Below are 15,945 nucleotides of genomic sequence, written 5' to 3'. Positions count from 1 at the left end.
TCCGCAAGAGAGGCGACGATGTCGAGCCTGCCCATGGAAGTCGCCCTGATGCTCGGCGAGACCATCGCGAAGGTGATCCCCGTGACCTTCGTGCTCGCGGCGGTCTTCACCGTGCTCGAGCATTTCTGGGCCTGCAATCCCGGCGCCCCGTGGTGGCGCAAGCGGGAGATCATCACCGACATCTGCTACTGGTTCTTCGTTCCGGTGTTCGCCCGCACCATGCGGATCGGACTCCTGATCGTGGGCGCCGGCGCCGTCTTCAACATCCACGACGCCGACGAGCTCATCGCCTTCTACGACAACGGCCATGGTCCGCTTGCGCAGCTGCCCCTGTGGGTGCAGGCCCTGCTGTTCGTGGTGCTGTCCGACTTCATGCTGTATTGGATCCACCGATTTTTCCACGGCGGCGGCTTCTGGAAGTATCACGCCATCCATCATTCGTCGGAGGAGATCGGATGGATTTCCGCGGCGCGCTTCCATCCCATTAATCTCATGCTCGGGACGATCAGCGTCGACGTCGTCCTGCTGATGGCCGGCATTTCCCCGAACATCATGATCTGGGTGGGGCCGTTCACCACCTTCCATTCGGCCTTCGTGCACGCCAATCTGAACTGGAGCTTCGGATCGTTCAAATATCTGCTGGCCACGCCGGTGTTCCACCGTTGGCACCACACCTCGCTCGAAGAGGGCGGCAACACGAATTTCGCCGGAACGTTCCCGGTCTGGGACGTGCTGTTCGGCACCTTCCGCATGCCGGAGGGGCGGCTGCCGCAGGATTACGGCAAGGACGAAGCGGCGATACCGAAGGAGATCGGGGGCCAATTGGCCTATCCGTTCCGCCGCTAGCTGGAGATAGCCGAAAACGCCGGTCCGTTCGAACAATCGTCTGCGAGTTTGCGGAACGTTCACGAATTAAGGGCAGGTTAGCCGGGTCGGACACCGGCTCCGCTGTTATCTGTTTGCTTCTGCCGGTTTGTGTCGTCCGGGGGTAAGAGTATGCGTAAAGAATTGCTGCGCCGTCATGCGCGGGTCTGTCTTCTGGTTGCTGCCGCTGTGCTGGCATCGCCAGCTGCCGGCCTTGCCGAGTCAACCGCCGACACCATCGCCGTCAATGTCGACCAGGCCAAGCTGGTGCGGCTGCCCGGCAAGGTGGCGACCATCGTGGTCGGCAATCCCCTGATCGCCGACGTCACGCTCCAGCCCGGCGGCATGATCGTCGTGACCGGCAAGGGCTACGGTGGCACCAATTTCATCGCGCTCGACCGGAGCGGCGAGATTCTGGTCGACCGCCAGATCCAGGTCGAAGGCCCGAGCGACCGGCTCGTCACCGTCTATCGCGGGATCGAGCGCGAGTCCTACAGCTGCATGCCGCTTTGCCAGCGTCGGGTGACGCTCGGCGACAGCGACGCCTACTTCAACCAAACGATGAACCAGGCCGGTTCGCTGAGCAGCAATGCCAGCGGCAACGCCGGTGCGGCCACCAAGTCCAACTAGCCGGATCGATCGGCGGTTTCCCACCGGGGTGGATCGCCTGATTCCGCCTGAGCGCTTGCCGATGCCAGGCGCCGTCTTTTCGGCGCCGCCGGCGTGTGTGGTTAACGCATCCTTGACCGTGCGGTTCGCGGAGCGTGAATCGCCCGCAACACTTAAACAATCAGTTTTAGCTATTGAACGAAGCAGATGATCGCCGCTGCTGGGGAATTTGACGCGATGCCATCGCTTCCGCCTACCAGGTTCACGCTCCGGACAGCGCTATGCCGGTTTCGTGACAGCCGCCGCGGCTCGGCGGCGGTCGAGTTCGCGCTGGTTGCTCCGATCTTCTTCGGGCTGCTGTTCGCCATCATCGAGACCGCGTTGGTGTTCTTCGCGGGCCAGGTGCTCGAGACCATCACCCAAAATTCGGCGCGTGTGATTCTGACCGGTCAGGCGCAAGCGCAAGGAGGCTCAGTGGCGGCCTGTCAGACGGTGCCCAACGTGGTCTCGGCCTGCGATCAGATCACGTTCAAGGCCTATGTCTGCACCCAGATCCCGGCGCTGTTCGATTGCAACAAGCTTTACGTCGATGTGGTGAGTACCAGCTCCTTCACGACGCTGAGTCTGACCAATTACGGGGATTCCTGCACCTTCGATCCGGCCGGCGTGCAATACAATCCCGGCAGCTCCAGCCAGGTCGTCGTGGTGCGGCTGTTCTATCAGTGGCCGCTCTTCGTCACGGGCCTCGGCTACAACATCGGTTGCAGCAGCAAGCGGCTGCTGGTGGCGACCGCAGCCTTCAAGAACGAACCCTTCAACTGACGGATCTGGTCGGACCCATGCAGGCGATTGCGAAATTCTCGAGGAGTGCCCGCTGCTCGGTCCGTGACTTCGTCGCCGACAAGCGTGCGCTTGCGGCGACCGAATTCGCGGTCATCGTCCCGCTGATGCTGGTGATGTTCTTTGGGACTGTCGAATTCTCCTCTGCGGTGGCGGTCGATCGCAAAGTCACATTGATTGCACGGACACTGTCCGATCTGACATCGCAGTCGACGACGCTTGCCGATTCCGACATGCAGAACACGTTCACGGCGAGCATCTCGATCGTCATGCCTTACGACGCTACGCTCGTGAAAGGCTCGATTTCCCAGATTTATATCGATGCGAACAGCATTGCCACGGTCCAGTGGAGCAAGGCCGGAACCATCGCGAGCGGCGCGACGCAAGCGACGCTGGCGACTTCGGGCCGGAAGGCTGGCGACAAGGTGACCAACGAAATTCCCGCGACGCTGCTGATTCCGTCGACCTACCTCATCCTCAGCGAGGCGAGCTACACTTACACACCGACGGTGGGCTACGTGTTGAAGTCGAGCATCCCGCTGAAAGATCTGTCCTACACGCGGCCGCGCCAGTCCACTTGCGTTCAATACAACAGCGTCCCGTCCTCGTGCTGACGTCCTCGAGCAGGGCCTGGAACAAAAAAAGGCCGTGCGTTGCGCACGGCCTTCTTGTCTTTGCGAGCCGATCGGGCGAGGCCCGGCGGGTTCAGCCTGCGGCGCGGAGGTTGTCTGCTGCCGACTTGCCGGAACGACGGTCGGCCACGATCTCGTACGAGATCTTCTGACCTTCACGCAGCGTGCCGAGGCCCGCACGTTCCACAGCGCTGATGTGGACGAACACGTCCTGGCCGCCGTCGTCGGGCTGAATGAAGCCGAAGCCTTTGGTCGCGTTAAACCACTTCACGGTTCCCATGCTCACGGGGGTAGTCCCTTCTCAGATAACACAATGTTGGGGCCCGCTCGCGCAGGCCGGTTAGATCGAATTTTTGGAAGGGTCGTCAGCGTGTCTGAACCGGCTGTACCGGTGGATGCTAATGTCGTCCGGCCGAAAATCGATAAATTCCTTTTATCGGAATTCGAGCGTCAAAACAATCCGGGCACGCACGATTTTTTGATCCGCCGCGAGGTTCGCGGCGGATCAACAGAAAGGTCGGAATTTTGCTGCCCCGCTCGCGCGCCGGCGCTCGACTAGCGGCGACGGAACTGGCCGCCGCGCTGTCCGGGGCGGGGCGGTCCGCCGGCAGTGTTGGGACGTTCGTCCTTGTGGCGGAAAATCAGCCGGCCCTTCTCGAGGTCATAGGGCGACATCTCCACCGTCACTCGGTCGCCCGCCAGCGTCTTGATGCGATTCTTCTTCATCTTGCCGGCGGTATAGGCGACGATCTCGTGTCCGGCGTCGAGCTGCACGCGGTAGCGGGCGTCGGGGAGGATTTCGGTGACCAGTCCTTCGAACTGGATCAGCTCTTCCTTAGCCATGTGGGTGTCTCCAGTCGTAGACTGCTAGTTCGAATGAGGATTGCGGTTCGGTCGGCCGTTGGGGCGACTCTCGCGACGCAAAAAGGCAACGCCTTGTATTCCATCAGGCTTGCCGGCGCTATGCGCGGGACGCTGTTCCGACCGATCGGCTGGTGAGGAATTCATCTTACCACCGGAACCGCGACGGCGGCGAGACCCCTTGGAGGCCTTGTGGCCTTCTCCGGGCCTGCCATCAACAGGTCTGCCCTCATTATGACGTCCTTCGCCGGGCCGTCCATCGCCAGGCCTGCCGGCGCTGTGATGACGTCCGTCGGCATGCCGCTCGTCGCCACGCCGTGCGTCGCCGTGCCGGGCGCTCTGCGGGCGCTGGCCCGGGCGGCCACCCGGCCGACCCTGCCGTTGCTGCGGCGGGGGAGGACCGGCGTCGCGGCGGCCCGCATCGGTGCGATGGTCTTCACGCGGCAGCGCCACGCGGATCAGCCGTTCGATGTCGCGGAGATAGCTGAGCTCCTCGCCGCCAGCCACCAGCGAGATCGCGGTGCCGTCAGCGCCGGCGCGCGCGGTGCGGCCAATGCGGTGGACGTAGGTTTCCGGCACGTTGGGCAGGTCGAAATTGATGACGTGGCTGATGCCGTCGACGTCGATGCCGCGGGCGGCAATGTCGGTGGCGACCAGGGTGCGGATCTCGCCCGAGCGGAACTGGGCGAGCGTGCGCTCGCGATGGTTCTGCGACTTGTTGCCGTGGATGGCGCTGGCAGGGATGCCGGCCTTCTCGAGCGACTTCACCACCTTGTCGGCGCCGTGCTTGGTGCGGGTGAAGACCAGGGCGCGATTGACCGGCTCGTCTTTCAGAAGCTTGGTCAGGTAGGCCGGCTTGGCGGAGAAGTCGACCTGGACGATGCGCTGGTTGATCCGCTCGGCGGTCGAGGACACCGGGGTCACCGCGACGCGGGCGGGGTCGCGCAGCATGGCGTCGGCGAGCTCGGCGATATCCTTCGGCATGGTGGCCGAGAAGAACAGCGTCTGCCGCTTGATCGGCAGCTTGGCGACGATTTTGCGGATATCGTTGATGAAGCCCATGTCGAGCATGCGGTCGGCCTCGTCGAGCACGAGGAATTCGACGCTCGAGAGTTTCAATCCGTTGCTCTGCACGAGGTCGAGCAGGCGGCCGGGGGTGGCGACCAGAACGTCGACGCCCTGCATCAGGGCGCGGACCTGGCGGCCCATCGGCACGCCGCCGATGGCGAGCGTCGAGGACAGGCGGAGGTGGCGGCCATAGGCGTTGAAGCTATCGAGGATCTGGCCGGACAGCTCGCGGGTGGGCGACAGCACCAACACCCGGCAGGTCTTGGGCTGCGGCTTGATGCGATGCTCGAGCAGGCGGTGCAGGATCGGCAGTGCGAAGGACGCGGTCTTGCCGGTGCCGGTCTGGGCGATGCCGACGACGTCGCGCCCGGTCAGCGCGATCGGAATAGTCTGGGCCTGGATGGGGGTGGGAGTGACGTAGTTCTCTTCGGCGAGAGCACGCGCGATCGGTTCGGCGAGGCCAAAATCCTGAAACGAAGTCAAAAGAGGGGTTCTTTCCATGTCAAAAGCGGGCGCCCGGCGCATTCAGCGCGGCGCGCGCAAAAGGGTGTCGAGAAGACACCTGCGTGTTTAGGGTGTCGGATGGCTTGGGAGATATGGGGCAAGCCAGAGGCCCGTAGGGGGCTTAAGAACACGCGGCTCGCAACGACCTCTTGATTCGCAAGAGGTCTCGGCTGCTCATATGGAACATCGAGGGGGCGCTTTCAAGGCAGGCTCGCTCGAAATGGCGATTGCGGTGCAGAAATAGTTATGCCGGAAATTTAGCCAGCCTCGTCGATTTGCCCAAAAAATAATCCGCATGCCGCTTTGGCATACATTTGAATTGCTCAAGATTTGAGCGGCTCCTTCATTCCGAAACTTGGTTTTTAGGCAATTTTTCAAATGAAATCAACGTGTTGTCAGGTGCTCACGCCATGGCATGGTTCTTGCGAATCCGTTAATCGCAGGCGGCCGTGGGGCCGTTTCGCAGCGTTTTCACGTCTGCGTCAGGGAGATGAGACACTCATGCTTAGCAAACGTACTCACGATATAGCGGCGTCATTTAGCCGCCGCGGCGTGCTCGCCGCGACCGCCGGACTGATGCTCGGTTTGGCTTCATTGACTGGCGCGAAGGCAGCGGACGACACCATCAAGGTCGGCGTGCTGCACTCTCTTTCCGGCACCATGGCCATCAGCGAAACCACGCTGAAGGACACCATCCTCTTCCTGATCGACGAGCAGAACAAGAAGGGCGGCGTTCTCGGCAAGAAGCTCGAAGCCGTCGTCGTCGACCCCGCCTCGAACTGGCCGCTGTTCGCCGAGAAGGCGCGCGAGCTGATCACCAAGGACAAGGTCGCGGTGGTGTTCGGCTGCTGGACCTCGGTGTCGCGCAAGTCGGTGCTCCCGGTGTTCAAGGAGCTGAACAACATCCTGTTCTACCCCGTCCAATACGAGGGTGAGGAGAGCGAGCGCAACGTGTTCTACACGGGGGCGGCGCCGAACCAGCAGGCGATCCCCGCCGTCGACTATTTGATGAAGGAAGAGAAGGTGAAGCGCTGGGTGCTCGCGGGCACCGACTACGTCTATCCGCGCACCACCAACAAGATCCTGGAAGCCTATCTGAAGTCCAAGGGTGTCGCCCAGGAAGACATCATGATCAACTACACCCCGTTCGGTCACTCCGACTGGCAGACGATCGTGGCCGATATCAAGAAGTTCGGCTCGGCCGGCAAGAAGACCGCGGTGGTCTCGACCATCAACGGCGACGCCAACGTTCCCTTCTACAAGGAGCTCGGCAACCAGGGCATCAAGGCGAAGGACATCCCGGTGGTGGCGTTCTCGGTCGGTGAGGAAGAACTCGCCGGCATCGACACCAAGCCGCTGGTCGGCCATCTCGCCGCCTGGAACTACTTCGAGTCGATCAAGACCAAGGACGGGTCGAACGAGAAGTTCATCAAGGAGTGGCAGGCCTACACCAAGAACCCGAAGCGCGTGACCAACGATCCGATGGAAGCGCACGTGATCGGCTTCAACATGTGGGTGAAGGCGGTCGAGAAGGTGAAGTCGACCGATCCGGACAAGGTGATCGACGCGCTTCCCGGCATCGAGGCACCGAACCTGACCGGCGGCGTGTCGAAGATGCTGCCGAACCACCACATCACCAAGCCGGTGTTCATCGGCGAGATCAAGGGCAATGGCCAGTTCGACGTGGTCTGGAAGACCCCCGGCCTCGTCGCGGGCGATGCCTGGTCGAAGGAGCTCGAGGGCTCCAAGGACCTGATCGGCGACTGGGTCGGCAAGAAGTGCGGCAACTTCAACACCAAGACCAACAAGTGCCTCGGTTCCGGTTCCTGATCCGGATCTGACGCTCCATTGCACGATCGGAGAGGGCGGCGATCCCGCCGCCTTCTCCACCCATTCTGCCGGGGTCTTTCACAGTGCCAGTCCATTTGTCCGCGCGCCTCTGCGCGCTTGCGCTCTCATTGTTGCTGATCGTGTTCGCGCTGCCGGCCCTCGCCGGTCCGTTCGAGGACGGGGTCGCCAAATTCGCCAATGACGATTTTTCCGACACGGAAGAGGCGATCGGCGTAATCGCGAGCAGCGGCAACAAGCTGGCTTTTCCCATCATCAGCGCACTCCAGGACGGCCGGTTGATGGCCGATCCGGACAGCAAGAAGGTTTACGTTACCGGCACCGACGGCAAGTCGATCGACGCCGCGACCGGCGAGGCGGTCGCCAGCGTTCCCGACAGTGCGAGCGCGGTCCGCCTCAACAACCGCCTGCGCCGCAGCGTCGATGCCGCGCTCGGCGGCCTGACGCTGCAGTCGCCGGATGTCGGAACGCGCCTGCAGGCCGCGCAATCCGTCTTCAAGTCGCATGAGGAGACTGCGCTCGAGGCCGTCGACGCCGCGCTCGCCAAGGAAAACAACAAATCCGTCAAGGCTGCGCTCGGCGACGCCCGCGCCGCGATCCTGTTGTTCAAGTCGGACGCCACGGAGGTGGAGAAGCTCGAGGCGGTCGCCACGCTCAAGGCGCGCGGCGACCAGGAAGCGCTGGCGCTTCTCACCGGCATGGGCGACCAGCCGGCCTCGGTGACCAAGGCCGCCGCGAGCGCCGTCGGCTCGATCCAGAATTCGCTCGCGGTCTGGTCCATGGTGCAGAATGCCTGGTACGGCCTCTCGCTCGGCTCGGTGTTGCTGCTCGCCGCAATCGGGCTCGCCATCACTTTCGGCGTGATGGGCGTGATCAACATGGCGCATGGCGAGATGGTGATGCTCGGGGCCTACACCACCTTCGTGGTGCAGGAGGTGATCCGCACCCGTTATCCCGGCCTGTTCGACTATTCGCTGTTGATTGCCGTGCCGCTCGCCTTTGTCGTCGCCGGCGCGATCGGCGTCTTGATCGAGCGCAGCATCATCCGCTTCCTCTATGGCCGTCCGCTGGAGACGCTGCTTGCGACCTGGGGCCTGTCGCTGGTGCTGCAGCAGGCCGTGCGCACCATGTTCGGCCCGACCAACCGCGAGGTCGGCAATCCCTCCTGGATGAGCGGGGCGTTCGAGCTCGGCCAGATCACCATCACCTATAACCGGCTCTGGATCCTTCTCTTCACGCTTGCCGTGTTCGCGATCCTGCTCGCGATGCTGCGTTACACCGCGCTCGGCCTCGAGATGCGCGCGGTGACGCAGAACCGCCGCATGGCAGCCTCGATGGGCATCGCCACCTCGCGCGTCGACGCGCTCACCTTCGGGCTCGGCTCGGGTATCGCGGGCATTGCCGGCGTGGCGCTGTCGCAGATCGACAATGTCAGCCCCAATCTCGGCCAGAGCTACATCATCGACAGTTTCATGGTCGTGGTGTTCGGTGGGGTCGGCAATCTCTGGGGCACGCTGGTCGGCGCCTTCACGCTCGGCATCGCCAACAAATTCCTGGAGCCGGTCGCCGGCGCCGTGCTCGGCAAGATCGCCATCCTGGTTCTGATCATCCTGTTCATCCAAAAGCGCCCGCGCGGTCTGTTCGCGCTCAAGGGCCGTGCGGTGGAAGCATGACCCCTCACATGCTGACGCGATCGCTCGACCGCGGCGCGACGATCTTCCTTGCCGTCGTCGCAGCCTGCGGCATCCTGATCCCGCTCTCCAACCTGCTGCTGCCCGCGGGCTCGTTCCTGCAGGTGCCGACCTACCTCGTCGCGCTCTGGGGCAAATATGTCTGCTACGCCATCCTGGCGCTCGCGATCGACCTGATCTGGGGCTATTGCGGCATTCTCTCGCTCGGCCACGGCGCCTTCTTCGCGCTCGGCGGCTATGCCATGGGCATGTACCTGATGCGGCAGATCGGCACCCGCGGCGTCTACGGCAACCCGATCCTGCCGGACTTCATGGTGTTCCTGAACTATTCGAAGCTGCCCTGGTACTGGTACGGCTTCGACATGTTCTGGTTCGCCGCGCTGATGGTGCTGGTCGTGCCGGGGCTGCTCGCCTTCTGCTTCGGCTGGCTCGCGTTCCGCTCCCGCGTCACCGGCGTGTACCTCTCGATCATCACGCAGGCGATGACCTATGCGCTGCTGCTCGCCTTCTTCCGCAATGATTTCGGCTTCGGCGGCAATAACGGCCTGACCGATTTCAAGGACATCCTCGGCTTCAACGTGCAAGCGGAGGGCACCCGCGCGGCGCTGTTCGCGCTGAGCTGCCTGGCGCTGATCGCCGGCTTCCTGATCTGCCGCGCCATCGTCTCCTCGAAGCTCGGCAAGGTGCTGATCGCGGTGCGTGACGCGGAATCGCGCACGCGCTTCCTTGGCTACCGCGTCGAATCCTACAAGCTGTTCGTGTTCACGGTGTCGGCCTGCATGGCCGGCGTCGCGGGCGCGCTCTACGTCCCCCAGGTCGGCATCATCAATCCATCCGAGTTCGCGCCGGGCAATTCGATCGAGGCGGTGATCTGGGTCGCGGTCGGCGGCCGCGGCACGCTGGTCGGCGCGGCGCTCGGTGCCGTCGTCGTCAACTACGCCAAGACGTTCTTCACCTCCGGCATGCTCGCGCCTTACTGGCTGTTCATGCTGGGCGCGCTGTTCATCCTGGTGACGCTGCTGCTGCCGAAAGGCATCGTCGGTACTTTCAACGCCTGGTGGGACTCCTCGGAGGAGAAGCGCACCGCCGCGACCCTGGCGAGCGCCGCGGCCGAAGACGGCGTCACCGAACCCAAGATGGCGGAGTAGCGCAATGAACGTCATGGACAACCGCGCAACCTCCGCAATGCTCTATCTCGACGGCGTGCACGTCTCGTTCGACGGCTTCCACGCCATCAACAATTTGTCGCTGACGCTCGCGCCCGGTGAGATGCGCGCCATCATCGGCCCGAATGGCGCCGGCAAGACCACGATGATGGACATCATCACCGGCAAGACCAAGCCTGACGAGGGCACCGTGCTGTTCGACGGCGTCACCGATTTGACGCGCCTCGACGAGACCCGCATCGCCGAGCTCGGCATCGGCCGCAAATTCCAGAAGCCGACTGTGTTCGAGAGCCAGACCGTGCAGGACAACCTGCTGCTCGCGCTCAATGTCGACCACAGCGTCAAGGGCACGCTGTTCTGGCGCGGCAGCAAGGCCGAGTCCGAGCGCATCGACAAGGTTCTTGAGACGATCCGCCTCACCGACGCCCGTAACCGCCTTGCCGGCAGCCTCAGCCACGGCCAGAAGCAGTGGCTGGAGATCGGCATGCTGCTCGCGCAGGATCCGAAGCTGCTTCTCGTCGACGAGCCCGTCGCGGGGATGACCGACGTCGAGACCCATCTGACCGCCGAGCTGCTGAAAGAGATCAACAAGACCCATACCGTGATGGTCGTCGAGCACGACATGACCTTCGTGCGCGAACTCGGCGTCAAGGTCACCTGCCTGCACGAGGGCACGGTGCTGGCGGAAGGAACCATCGACCAGGTTTCGTCCAACGAGCGGGTCATCGAAGTGTATCTGGGACGCTGAGCGATGCTTGAGGTCAAGGACATCAACCTGTTCTACGGCGCCGCGCAGGCGCTGCGCGGCGTCTCGATTTCGGCCGAGCCGGGCAAGGTGACCTGCGTGCTCGGGCGTAACGGCGTCGGCAAGACCTCACTGCTGCGCGCGATGGTCGGGCAATATCCGATCTCGTCGGGTTCAATCGTGCTCGACGGCACCGACATCACCGGTTTGAGGCCCTATGAGCGCGCCCGCAAGGGGATCGGCTTCGTGCCGCAGGGCCGCGAGATCTTCCCGCTGCTGACGGTCGAGGAGAACCTCAAGACCGGCTTCGGCCCGCTCAAGCGCGAGGACAAGCACATTCCGGACGACGTGTTCTCGCTGTTTCCGGTGCTGCAATCCATGCTGGGCCGGCGTGGCGGCGATCTCTCCGGCGGCCAGCAGCAGCAGCTCGCGATCGGCCGCGCGCTGGTGATGCGGCCGAAGCTGCTGCTGCTCGACGAGCCGACCGAAGGCATCCAGCCCTCGATCATCAAGGACATCGGCCGCGCCATCTCGTACTTGCGCAACCTCGGCAACATCGCCATCGTGCTAGTCGAACAATATCTCGACTTTGCCTGCGAACTCGGCGACAGTTTCGCGGTGATGGATCGCGGCGCGGTGAAATACACCTGCGACCGCGCCAACCTCGACGCGAGCGAGATCAGCCGCCAGATGGCGCTGTAAACCATCCTGCCGCGACCGGCTGGGGAGACGGATGCGCAGCGACGCTTTGGCGACATCTTCTGTGTTCGAGGCCAATCGCGCCCGCGGCGCCGTGCGCTTCGACGTACACGCCCGCGAGGGCGTAACGCGGCGCGGCGCCTTGCATGAATCCGGCTCGCTCCGTGTCCGCTTCCCCTCGCCGGAAGATCAGGGCCTGTCCGGTGTGTTCGTCAACACGGCCGGCGGGGTCGCCGGCGGCGACAGTTTCGATATCGATGTCACGGCGGGCCGAGGCTCGCGCCTGACCTTGACCACTGCGGCCGCCGAAAAGGTCTATCGCGCGCCGGGCCCGGCGGCGCAGCTCAACATCGCTTTGCAGGTCGGTGCGGGGGCGCATTTGTCCTGGCTGCCGCAGGAGACCATCCTGTTCGACCGGGCCCGGGTGCAGCGCCGTTTCGACATCGCGCTCGACGAAGCCGCCTCGCTCCTGCTCTGCGAGATCGTCGTGTTCGGCCGCACCGCCATGGGCGAGCGGATGGAGCAGGGCGAGTTCGTCGACCGCTGGCGGCTGAGGCGTGGTGGCAGGCTGGTATTCGCCGAGACGGTCCGGCTCGACGGCAATATCGGCGCAAAGCTCGCGCGATCGGCAGTTGCCAAAAGCGGCGCCGCGATCGGTACGGCCCTGATCGTGCCCGGCGATGAGGCGCTGGTCGAGCGCATCCGCGAGGTCTCGGACTCGTTCGTCGGCGAGGTCGGAATCTCGGCGTGGAATGGCTTTGCAATGGCGCGGTTCTGTGCCCAAGATGCGGCGCGTTTGCGCGCCGATATGATGGCTGTGCTGGCGCGCACCGGCGCTGCCCTGCCGCGGCTCTGGCTGAATTGACTGGCTGAATTGACGAGTTGAACGGAAGAGATTCTGCATGAACCTGTCTCCCCGCGAAAAGGACAAGCTTCTGATCTCGATGGCGGCGATCGTGGCGCGCCGCAGGCTGGACCGCGGCGTCAAGCTCAACCATCCCGAAGCGATTGCCATCATCTCCGATTTCATCCTCGAAGGCGCGCGCGACGGCCGCACCGTCGCCGAGCTGATGCAGTCCGGCGCGCAGGTGCTGACTCGCGACCAGGTGATGCCGGGCATTCCGGAGATGATCCACGACATCCAGGTCGAGGCGACTTTCCCTGATGGCACCAAGCTCGTCACCGTGCACGAGCCGATCAGATGAGGCGCGACACTGTATCAACACCGTCATGCCCGGGCTTGTCCCGGGCATCCACGATCTTCGAACCAAGTGGCACCGCGTGGATGGCCGGGACAAGCCCGGCCATGACGCAGCGGAGCAAGGCGAGGTAACACATGATCCCCGGCGAACTCTTCATCCAGGACGGCGAGATCGAGCTCAATGCCGGCCGCAAGACCGTGACGCTGACGGTGGCCAACACCGGCGACCGCCCGATCCAGGTCGGCTCGCACTACCATTTCTTCGAGACCAATCCGGCTCTGAAGTTCGACCGCAAGAAAGCCCGAGGCATGCGCCTCGACATCGCCGCCGGCACCGCCGTCCGCTTCGAGCCCGGCCAGACCCGCGACGTCCAGCTCGTCGCGATGGCGGGCAAGAAGACCATTTATGGCTTCCGCGGCGACGTGATGGGGAAGCTGTGATCTCGGAAGGAACGAGCCTGGTGCGGCACGGTTGAGGCGAAAACGGAGGTCTTTGCCATGCTGACACCGATCCGCCTCATCTCCGAAGCTGCCGAGCTCGCCGCGCAGCGCCACAACGGTATGACGCGCAAGGGGCGCGGCAACGAGCCCTATATCAATCATCTCGCCGAGGTCGCGAACCTGCTTGCGACCGCGACCGATGGTGCCGATGCCGAGCTGGTTGCTGCCGGCTGGCTGCATGATTCCATCGAAGACACCGACACCACGCGCGAGGAGCTCGCGCAGCGATTTTCCGAGCGCGTCGCCTCGCTCGTCGCTGAATGCACCGATGATATGAGCCTGCCGAAAGCCGAGCGGCGGCGGCTTCAGGTGCGCGACGCGCCGAAGAAATCCCCCGTCGCCAAGCTGATCAAGATCGCCGACAAGATCAGCAATACGGAGGCGCGCATTCAAACCGATCCGAGTGCCGCGGAGCGCGCCGATCTCGCCGATTACGTCGCGTGGGCCTCGCAAGTGGTTGCGGGGTGCCGCGGCGGCAATGCGTGGCTCGACGAGAAGTTCGATGATGCCGTGAAAGCAGCAAGGGCCTTGCTGTGACCATCCCAACATTCAAACGCAAACGGGGCTCGTGATGTCCGTCAAGATCAAACGTTCCGTCTATGCCGACATGTTCGGCCCGACCACCGGCGACAGGGTGCGGCTGGCCGATACCGATCTCATCATCGAGGTCGAGAAGGATTTCACCATATATGGCGAGGAGGTGAAGTTCGGTGGCGGCAAGGTGATCCGCGACGGCATGGGGCAGTCGCAGGTGACGAACAAGCAGGGCGCCGCTGACACCGTCATCACCAACGCGCTGATCGTCGATCATTGGGGCATCGTGAAGGCCGACGTCGCCATCAAGGACGGGATGATTGCCGGCATCGGCAAGGCCGGCAATCCCGACATCCAGCCGGGCGTGACGATCATCATCGGCCCCGGCACCGACGTGATCGCGGGCGAAGGAAAGATCCTCACGGCCGGCGGCTTCGACAGCCACATCCATTTCATCTGTCCGCAGCAGATCGAGCACGCGCTGATGTCTGGCGTCACCTCGATGCTGGGCGGCGGCACCGGCCCGTCGCACGGCACCTTCGCCACCACCTGCACGCCGGGCCCCTGGCACATTGCGCGGATGATCCAATCGTTCGACGCCTTCCCGGTCAATCTCGGCATTTCCGGCAAGGGCAACGCCTCGCGGCCCGCAGCCCTGGTCGAGATGATCAAGGCTGGCGCCTGTGCGCTGAAGCTGCACGAGGACTGGGGCACCACGCCGGCGGCGATCGACAATTGCCTGTCGGTCGCCGACGCCCACGACATCCAGGTGATGATCCACACCGACACGCTGAACGAATCCGGCTTCGTCGAGGACACTATCAAGGCCTTCAAGGGCCGCACCATTCATGCCTTCCACACCGAGGGCGCCGGCGGCGGTCACGCCCCTGACATCATCAAGGTCGCCGGCCTGAAGAACGTGCTGCCGTCCTCGACCAATCCGACGCGCCCCTTCACCCGCAACACCATCGACGAGCATCTGGACATGCTGATGGTGTGCCACCATCTCGATCCCTCGATCGCCGAAGACCTGGCATTTGCTGAAAGCCGCATCCGGAAAGAAACCATCGCAGCCGAGGATATCCTGCACGATCTCGGCGCGCTCTCGATGATGTCCTCGGACTCCCAGGCGATGGGCCGCCTCGGCGAGGTCATCATTCGGACCTGGCAGACCGCCGACAAGATGAAGAAGCAGCGCGGCTCGCTCCCGCAGGACAAGGGCAAGGACAACGACAACTTCCGCGTCAAGCGCTACATTGCCAAATACACCATCAATCCCGCCATCGCCCACGGCGTGTCGAAGCTGATCGGCTCGGTGGAGAAGGGCAAGCTCGCCGATCTCGTGCTGTGGTCGCCGGCTTTCTTCGGCGTCAAGCCGGACTGCATCGTCAAGGGCGGCAGCATCGTCGCAGCTCCCATGGGCGATCCCAACGCTTCGATCCCGACGCCGCAGCCGGTGCACTACCAACCGATGTTCGGCGCCTTCGGCAAGGCGCGCACTGCATCGTCCGTGGTGTTCACCTCAAAGGTGGCCGTTACGGGTGGTCTCGCGCGAAAGCTCGGTATCGAGAAGAAGCTCTATGCCGTCCAGAACACCCGCGGCAAGATCTCGAAGAAGAGCATGATCCACAACGACGCCACGCCCAACATCGAGGTGGACCCGGAGACCTATGAAGTGCGCGCCGATGGCGAATTGCTCACCTGTGCACCCGCCGAGGTGTTGCCCATGGCACAGCGTTATTTCATGTACTGAAACAGCGCCTCAACGCATGTCCCCGGCGGTCGTCCGGGGATGGCTTTTCCGTTGCGTTCGATCCCGCCTGGTCTAATGTCCCGCCCGGTATTGAACCCTAGAACAAAAGCCGGGAGGATTTCTCGTGATCTACGTCGTTGCCACCTTGACCATCAAGCCCGAAACGCGCGCCGAATTCATTGCAGCCGCCATCGCCTGCATCAAGGAGACGCGGAAAGAGCCCGGCAATATCGCCTACGATCTGCACGAGAGCGTCACCGATCCTGCCAAGATGGTGTTCGTCGAGCAGTGGGAGAACGCCGAGGCGCTGGTGCCGCATCGTGGCATGGAGCATATGAAGACGTTCGGGCGCGTCGCGGTGAAGTGCTTCACGGCGCCGCCGAAGATCGAAGTGATCACGCCCGAGAAGGTCGAGACACGGTAACGGGG

General features: G+C 63.5%; 18 protein-coding genes. 15 read left to right on the top strand and 3 right to left on the bottom strand.

Annotation, left to right across the window (positions count from 1 at the left end):
* Positions 1-18: 18 nt before the first annotated feature.
* The 4 genes from UNPA324_RS00700 to UNPA324_RS00685 all read left to right on the top strand — a co-directional run bounded on the left by UNPA324_RS00700 (position 19) and on the right by UNPA324_RS00685 (position 2,927).
* Positions 19-846, top strand: a complete 828-nt coding sequence (locus UNPA324_RS00700) for a sterol desaturase family protein (RefSeq protein WP_128922172.1) — start codon at positions 19-21, stop codon at positions 844-846.
* Between the two features lie 150 nt (positions 847-996).
* Positions 997-1,494: a pilus assembly protein N-terminal domain-containing protein gene (locus UNPA324_RS00695; RefSeq protein WP_128922171.1), complete on the top strand. Its 498-nt coding sequence runs from the start codon at positions 997-999 to the stop codon at positions 1,492-1,494.
* Positions 1,495-1,710: 216 nt separating this feature from the next.
* Positions 1,711-2,295 (top strand): TadE/TadG family type IV pilus assembly protein, encoded by a 585-nt coding sequence (locus UNPA324_RS00690; RefSeq protein ID WP_128922170.1) that lies wholly within the window; start codon positions 1,711-1,713, stop codon positions 2,293-2,295.
* Positions 2,296-2,312: 17 nt separating this feature from the next.
* Positions 2,313-2,927, top strand: a complete 615-nt coding sequence (locus tag UNPA324_RS00685) for a TadE/TadG family type IV pilus assembly protein (protein ID WP_128922169.1) — start codon at positions 2,313-2,315, stop codon at positions 2,925-2,927.
* Positions 2,928-3,018: 91 nt separating this feature from the next.
* Here the strand turns inward: UNPA324_RS00685 and UNPA324_RS00680 are convergent, their stop codons facing one another.
* The 3 genes from UNPA324_RS00680 to UNPA324_RS00670 form a co-directional block, all read right to left on the bottom strand.
* Positions 3,019-3,231 carry a cold-shock protein gene (locus UNPA324_RS00680; RefSeq protein WP_028138527.1) on the bottom strand — a complete coding sequence of 71 codons (213 nt, stop codon included), beginning with the start codon at positions 3,229-3,231 and terminating at the stop codon, positions 3,019-3,021.
* Between the two features lie 269 nt (positions 3,232-3,500).
* Positions 3,501-3,788, bottom strand: coding sequence for a translation initiation factor IF-1 (infA, locus tag UNPA324_RS00675; protein WP_128922168.1), 288 nt, complete (start codon positions 3,786-3,788; stop codon positions 3,501-3,503).
* Positions 3,789-3,812: 24 nt separating this feature from the next.
* Entirely contained in the window at positions 3,813-5,399 is a 1,587-nt protein-coding gene (locus UNPA324_RS00670) for a DEAD/DEAH box helicase (protein ID WP_128922167.1), read from the bottom strand.
* Between the two features lie 480 nt (positions 5,400-5,879).
* Here UNPA324_RS00670 and urtA point away from each other — a divergent pair, with 480 nt between their 5' ends.
* The 11 genes from urtA (at position 5,880) to UNPA324_RS00615 (ending at position 15,940) form a co-directional block, all read left to right on the top strand.
* Entirely contained in the window at positions 5,880-7,208 is a 1,329-nt protein-coding gene (urtA, locus tag UNPA324_RS00665; RefSeq protein WP_128922166.1) for an urea ABC transporter substrate-binding protein, read from the top strand.
* Positions 7,209-7,291: 83 nt separating this feature from the next.
* On the top strand, positions 7,292-8,899 hold the full coding sequence (gene urtB / locus UNPA324_RS00660; RefSeq protein ID WP_141932957.1) for an urea ABC transporter permease subunit UrtB: 1,608 nt from the start codon (positions 7,292-7,294) through the stop codon (positions 8,897-8,899).
* Complete coding sequence (gene urtC / locus UNPA324_RS00655) at positions 8,896-10,065, top strand: urea ABC transporter permease subunit UrtC (protein ID WP_141932954.1); 1,170 nt, start codon at positions 8,896-8,898, stop codon at positions 10,063-10,065. The genes urtB and urtC overlap by 4 nt, the downstream gene beginning before the upstream one ends.
* A gap of 4 nt (positions 10,066-10,069) precedes the next feature.
* Complete coding sequence (urtD, locus tag UNPA324_RS00650) at positions 10,070-10,831, top strand: urea ABC transporter ATP-binding protein UrtD (protein WP_128922163.1); 762 nt, start codon at positions 10,070-10,072, stop codon at positions 10,829-10,831.
* Positions 10,832-10,834: 3 nt separating this feature from the next.
* Complete coding sequence (gene urtE / locus UNPA324_RS00645) at positions 10,835-11,530, top strand: urea ABC transporter ATP-binding subunit UrtE (RefSeq protein WP_128922162.1); 696 nt, start codon at positions 10,835-10,837, stop codon at positions 11,528-11,530.
* A 31-nt stretch (positions 11,531-11,561) separates the two neighbouring features.
* Positions 11,562-12,392 carry an urease accessory protein UreD gene (locus UNPA324_RS00640; protein ID WP_141932950.1) on the top strand — a complete coding sequence of 277 codons (831 nt, stop codon included), beginning with the start codon at positions 11,562-11,564 and terminating at the stop codon, positions 12,390-12,392.
* A gap of 37 nt (positions 12,393-12,429) precedes the next feature.
* Positions 12,430-12,732: an urease subunit gamma gene (locus tag UNPA324_RS00635; protein WP_007605424.1), complete on the top strand. Its 303-nt coding sequence runs from the start codon at positions 12,430-12,432 to the stop codon at positions 12,730-12,732.
* A 131-nt stretch (positions 12,733-12,863) separates the two neighbouring features.
* Complete coding sequence (locus UNPA324_RS00630) at positions 12,864-13,169, top strand: urease subunit beta (protein WP_026202067.1); 306 nt, start codon at positions 12,864-12,866, stop codon at positions 13,167-13,169.
* Between the two features lie 57 nt (positions 13,170-13,226).
* Entirely contained in the window at positions 13,227-13,766 is a 540-nt protein-coding gene (locus UNPA324_RS00625; protein WP_141932948.1) for an HD domain-containing protein, read from the top strand.
* Positions 13,767-13,800: 34 nt separating this feature from the next.
* Complete coding sequence (gene ureC, locus UNPA324_RS00620) at positions 13,801-15,516, top strand: urease subunit alpha (protein WP_128922159.1); 1,716 nt, start codon at positions 13,801-13,803, stop codon at positions 15,514-15,516.
* A 124-nt stretch (positions 15,517-15,640) separates the two neighbouring features.
* Positions 15,641-15,940, top strand: coding sequence for a putative quinol monooxygenase (locus UNPA324_RS00615; RefSeq protein WP_128922158.1), 300 nt, complete (start codon positions 15,641-15,643; stop codon positions 15,938-15,940).
* The last annotated feature ends 5 nt before the right edge of the window (positions 15,941-15,945 follow it).

The sequence above is a fragment of the Bradyrhizobium sp. UNPA324 genome (assembly GCF_006658635.1).
Lineage (GTDB): Bacteria > Pseudomonadota > Alphaproteobacteria > Rhizobiales > Xanthobacteraceae > Bradyrhizobium > Bradyrhizobium nanningense.
This window is presented reverse-complemented; position numbering and strand designations above follow the sequence as displayed.

Excerpts from the sequence above, each read along its gene's own strand:
- UNPA324_RS00700 (WP_128922172.1), top strand. The coding sequence starts at position 19 with ATGTCGAGCCTGCCCATGGAAGTCGCCCTGATGCTCGGCGAGACCATC.
- UNPA324_RS00695 (WP_128922171.1), top strand. The coding sequence starts at position 997 with ATGCGTAAAGAATTGCTGCGCCGTCATGCGCGGGTCTGTCTTCTGGTT.
- UNPA324_RS00690 (WP_128922170.1), top strand. The coding sequence starts at position 1,711 with ATGCCATCGCTTCCGCCTACCAGGTTCACGCTCCGGACAGCGCTATGC.
- UNPA324_RS00685 (WP_128922169.1), top strand. The coding sequence starts at position 2,313 with ATGCAGGCGATTGCGAAATTCTCGAGGAGTGCCCGCTGCTCGGTCCGT.
- infA (WP_128922168.1), bottom strand. The coding sequence starts at position 3,788 with ATGGCTAAGGAAGAGCTGATCCAGTTCGAAGGACTGGTCACCGAAATC.
- UNPA324_RS00670 (WP_128922167.1), bottom strand. The coding sequence starts at position 5,399 with ATGCGCCGGGCGCCCGCTTTTGACATGGAAAGAACCCCTCTTTTGACT.
- urtA (WP_128922166.1), top strand. The coding sequence starts at position 5,880 with ATGCTTAGCAAACGTACTCACGATATAGCGGCGTCATTTAGCCGCCGC.
- urtC (WP_141932954.1), top strand. The coding sequence starts at position 8,896 with ATGACCCCTCACATGCTGACGCGATCGCTCGACCGCGGCGCGACGATC.
- urtD (WP_128922163.1), top strand. The coding sequence starts at position 10,070 with ATGAACGTCATGGACAACCGCGCAACCTCCGCAATGCTCTATCTCGAC.
- urtE (WP_128922162.1), top strand. The coding sequence starts at position 10,835 with ATGCTTGAGGTCAAGGACATCAACCTGTTCTACGGCGCCGCGCAGGCG.
- UNPA324_RS00640 (WP_141932950.1), top strand. The coding sequence starts at position 11,562 with ATGCGCAGCGACGCTTTGGCGACATCTTCTGTGTTCGAGGCCAATCGC.
- UNPA324_RS00635 (WP_007605424.1), top strand. The coding sequence starts at position 12,430 with ATGAACCTGTCTCCCCGCGAAAAGGACAAGCTTCTGATCTCGATGGCG.
- UNPA324_RS00630 (WP_026202067.1), top strand. The coding sequence starts at position 12,864 with ATGATCCCCGGCGAACTCTTCATCCAGGACGGCGAGATCGAGCTCAAT.
- UNPA324_RS00625 (WP_141932948.1), top strand. The coding sequence starts at position 13,227 with ATGCTGACACCGATCCGCCTCATCTCCGAAGCTGCCGAGCTCGCCGCG.
- ureC (WP_128922159.1), top strand. The coding sequence starts at position 13,801 with ATGTCCGTCAAGATCAAACGTTCCGTCTATGCCGACATGTTCGGCCCG.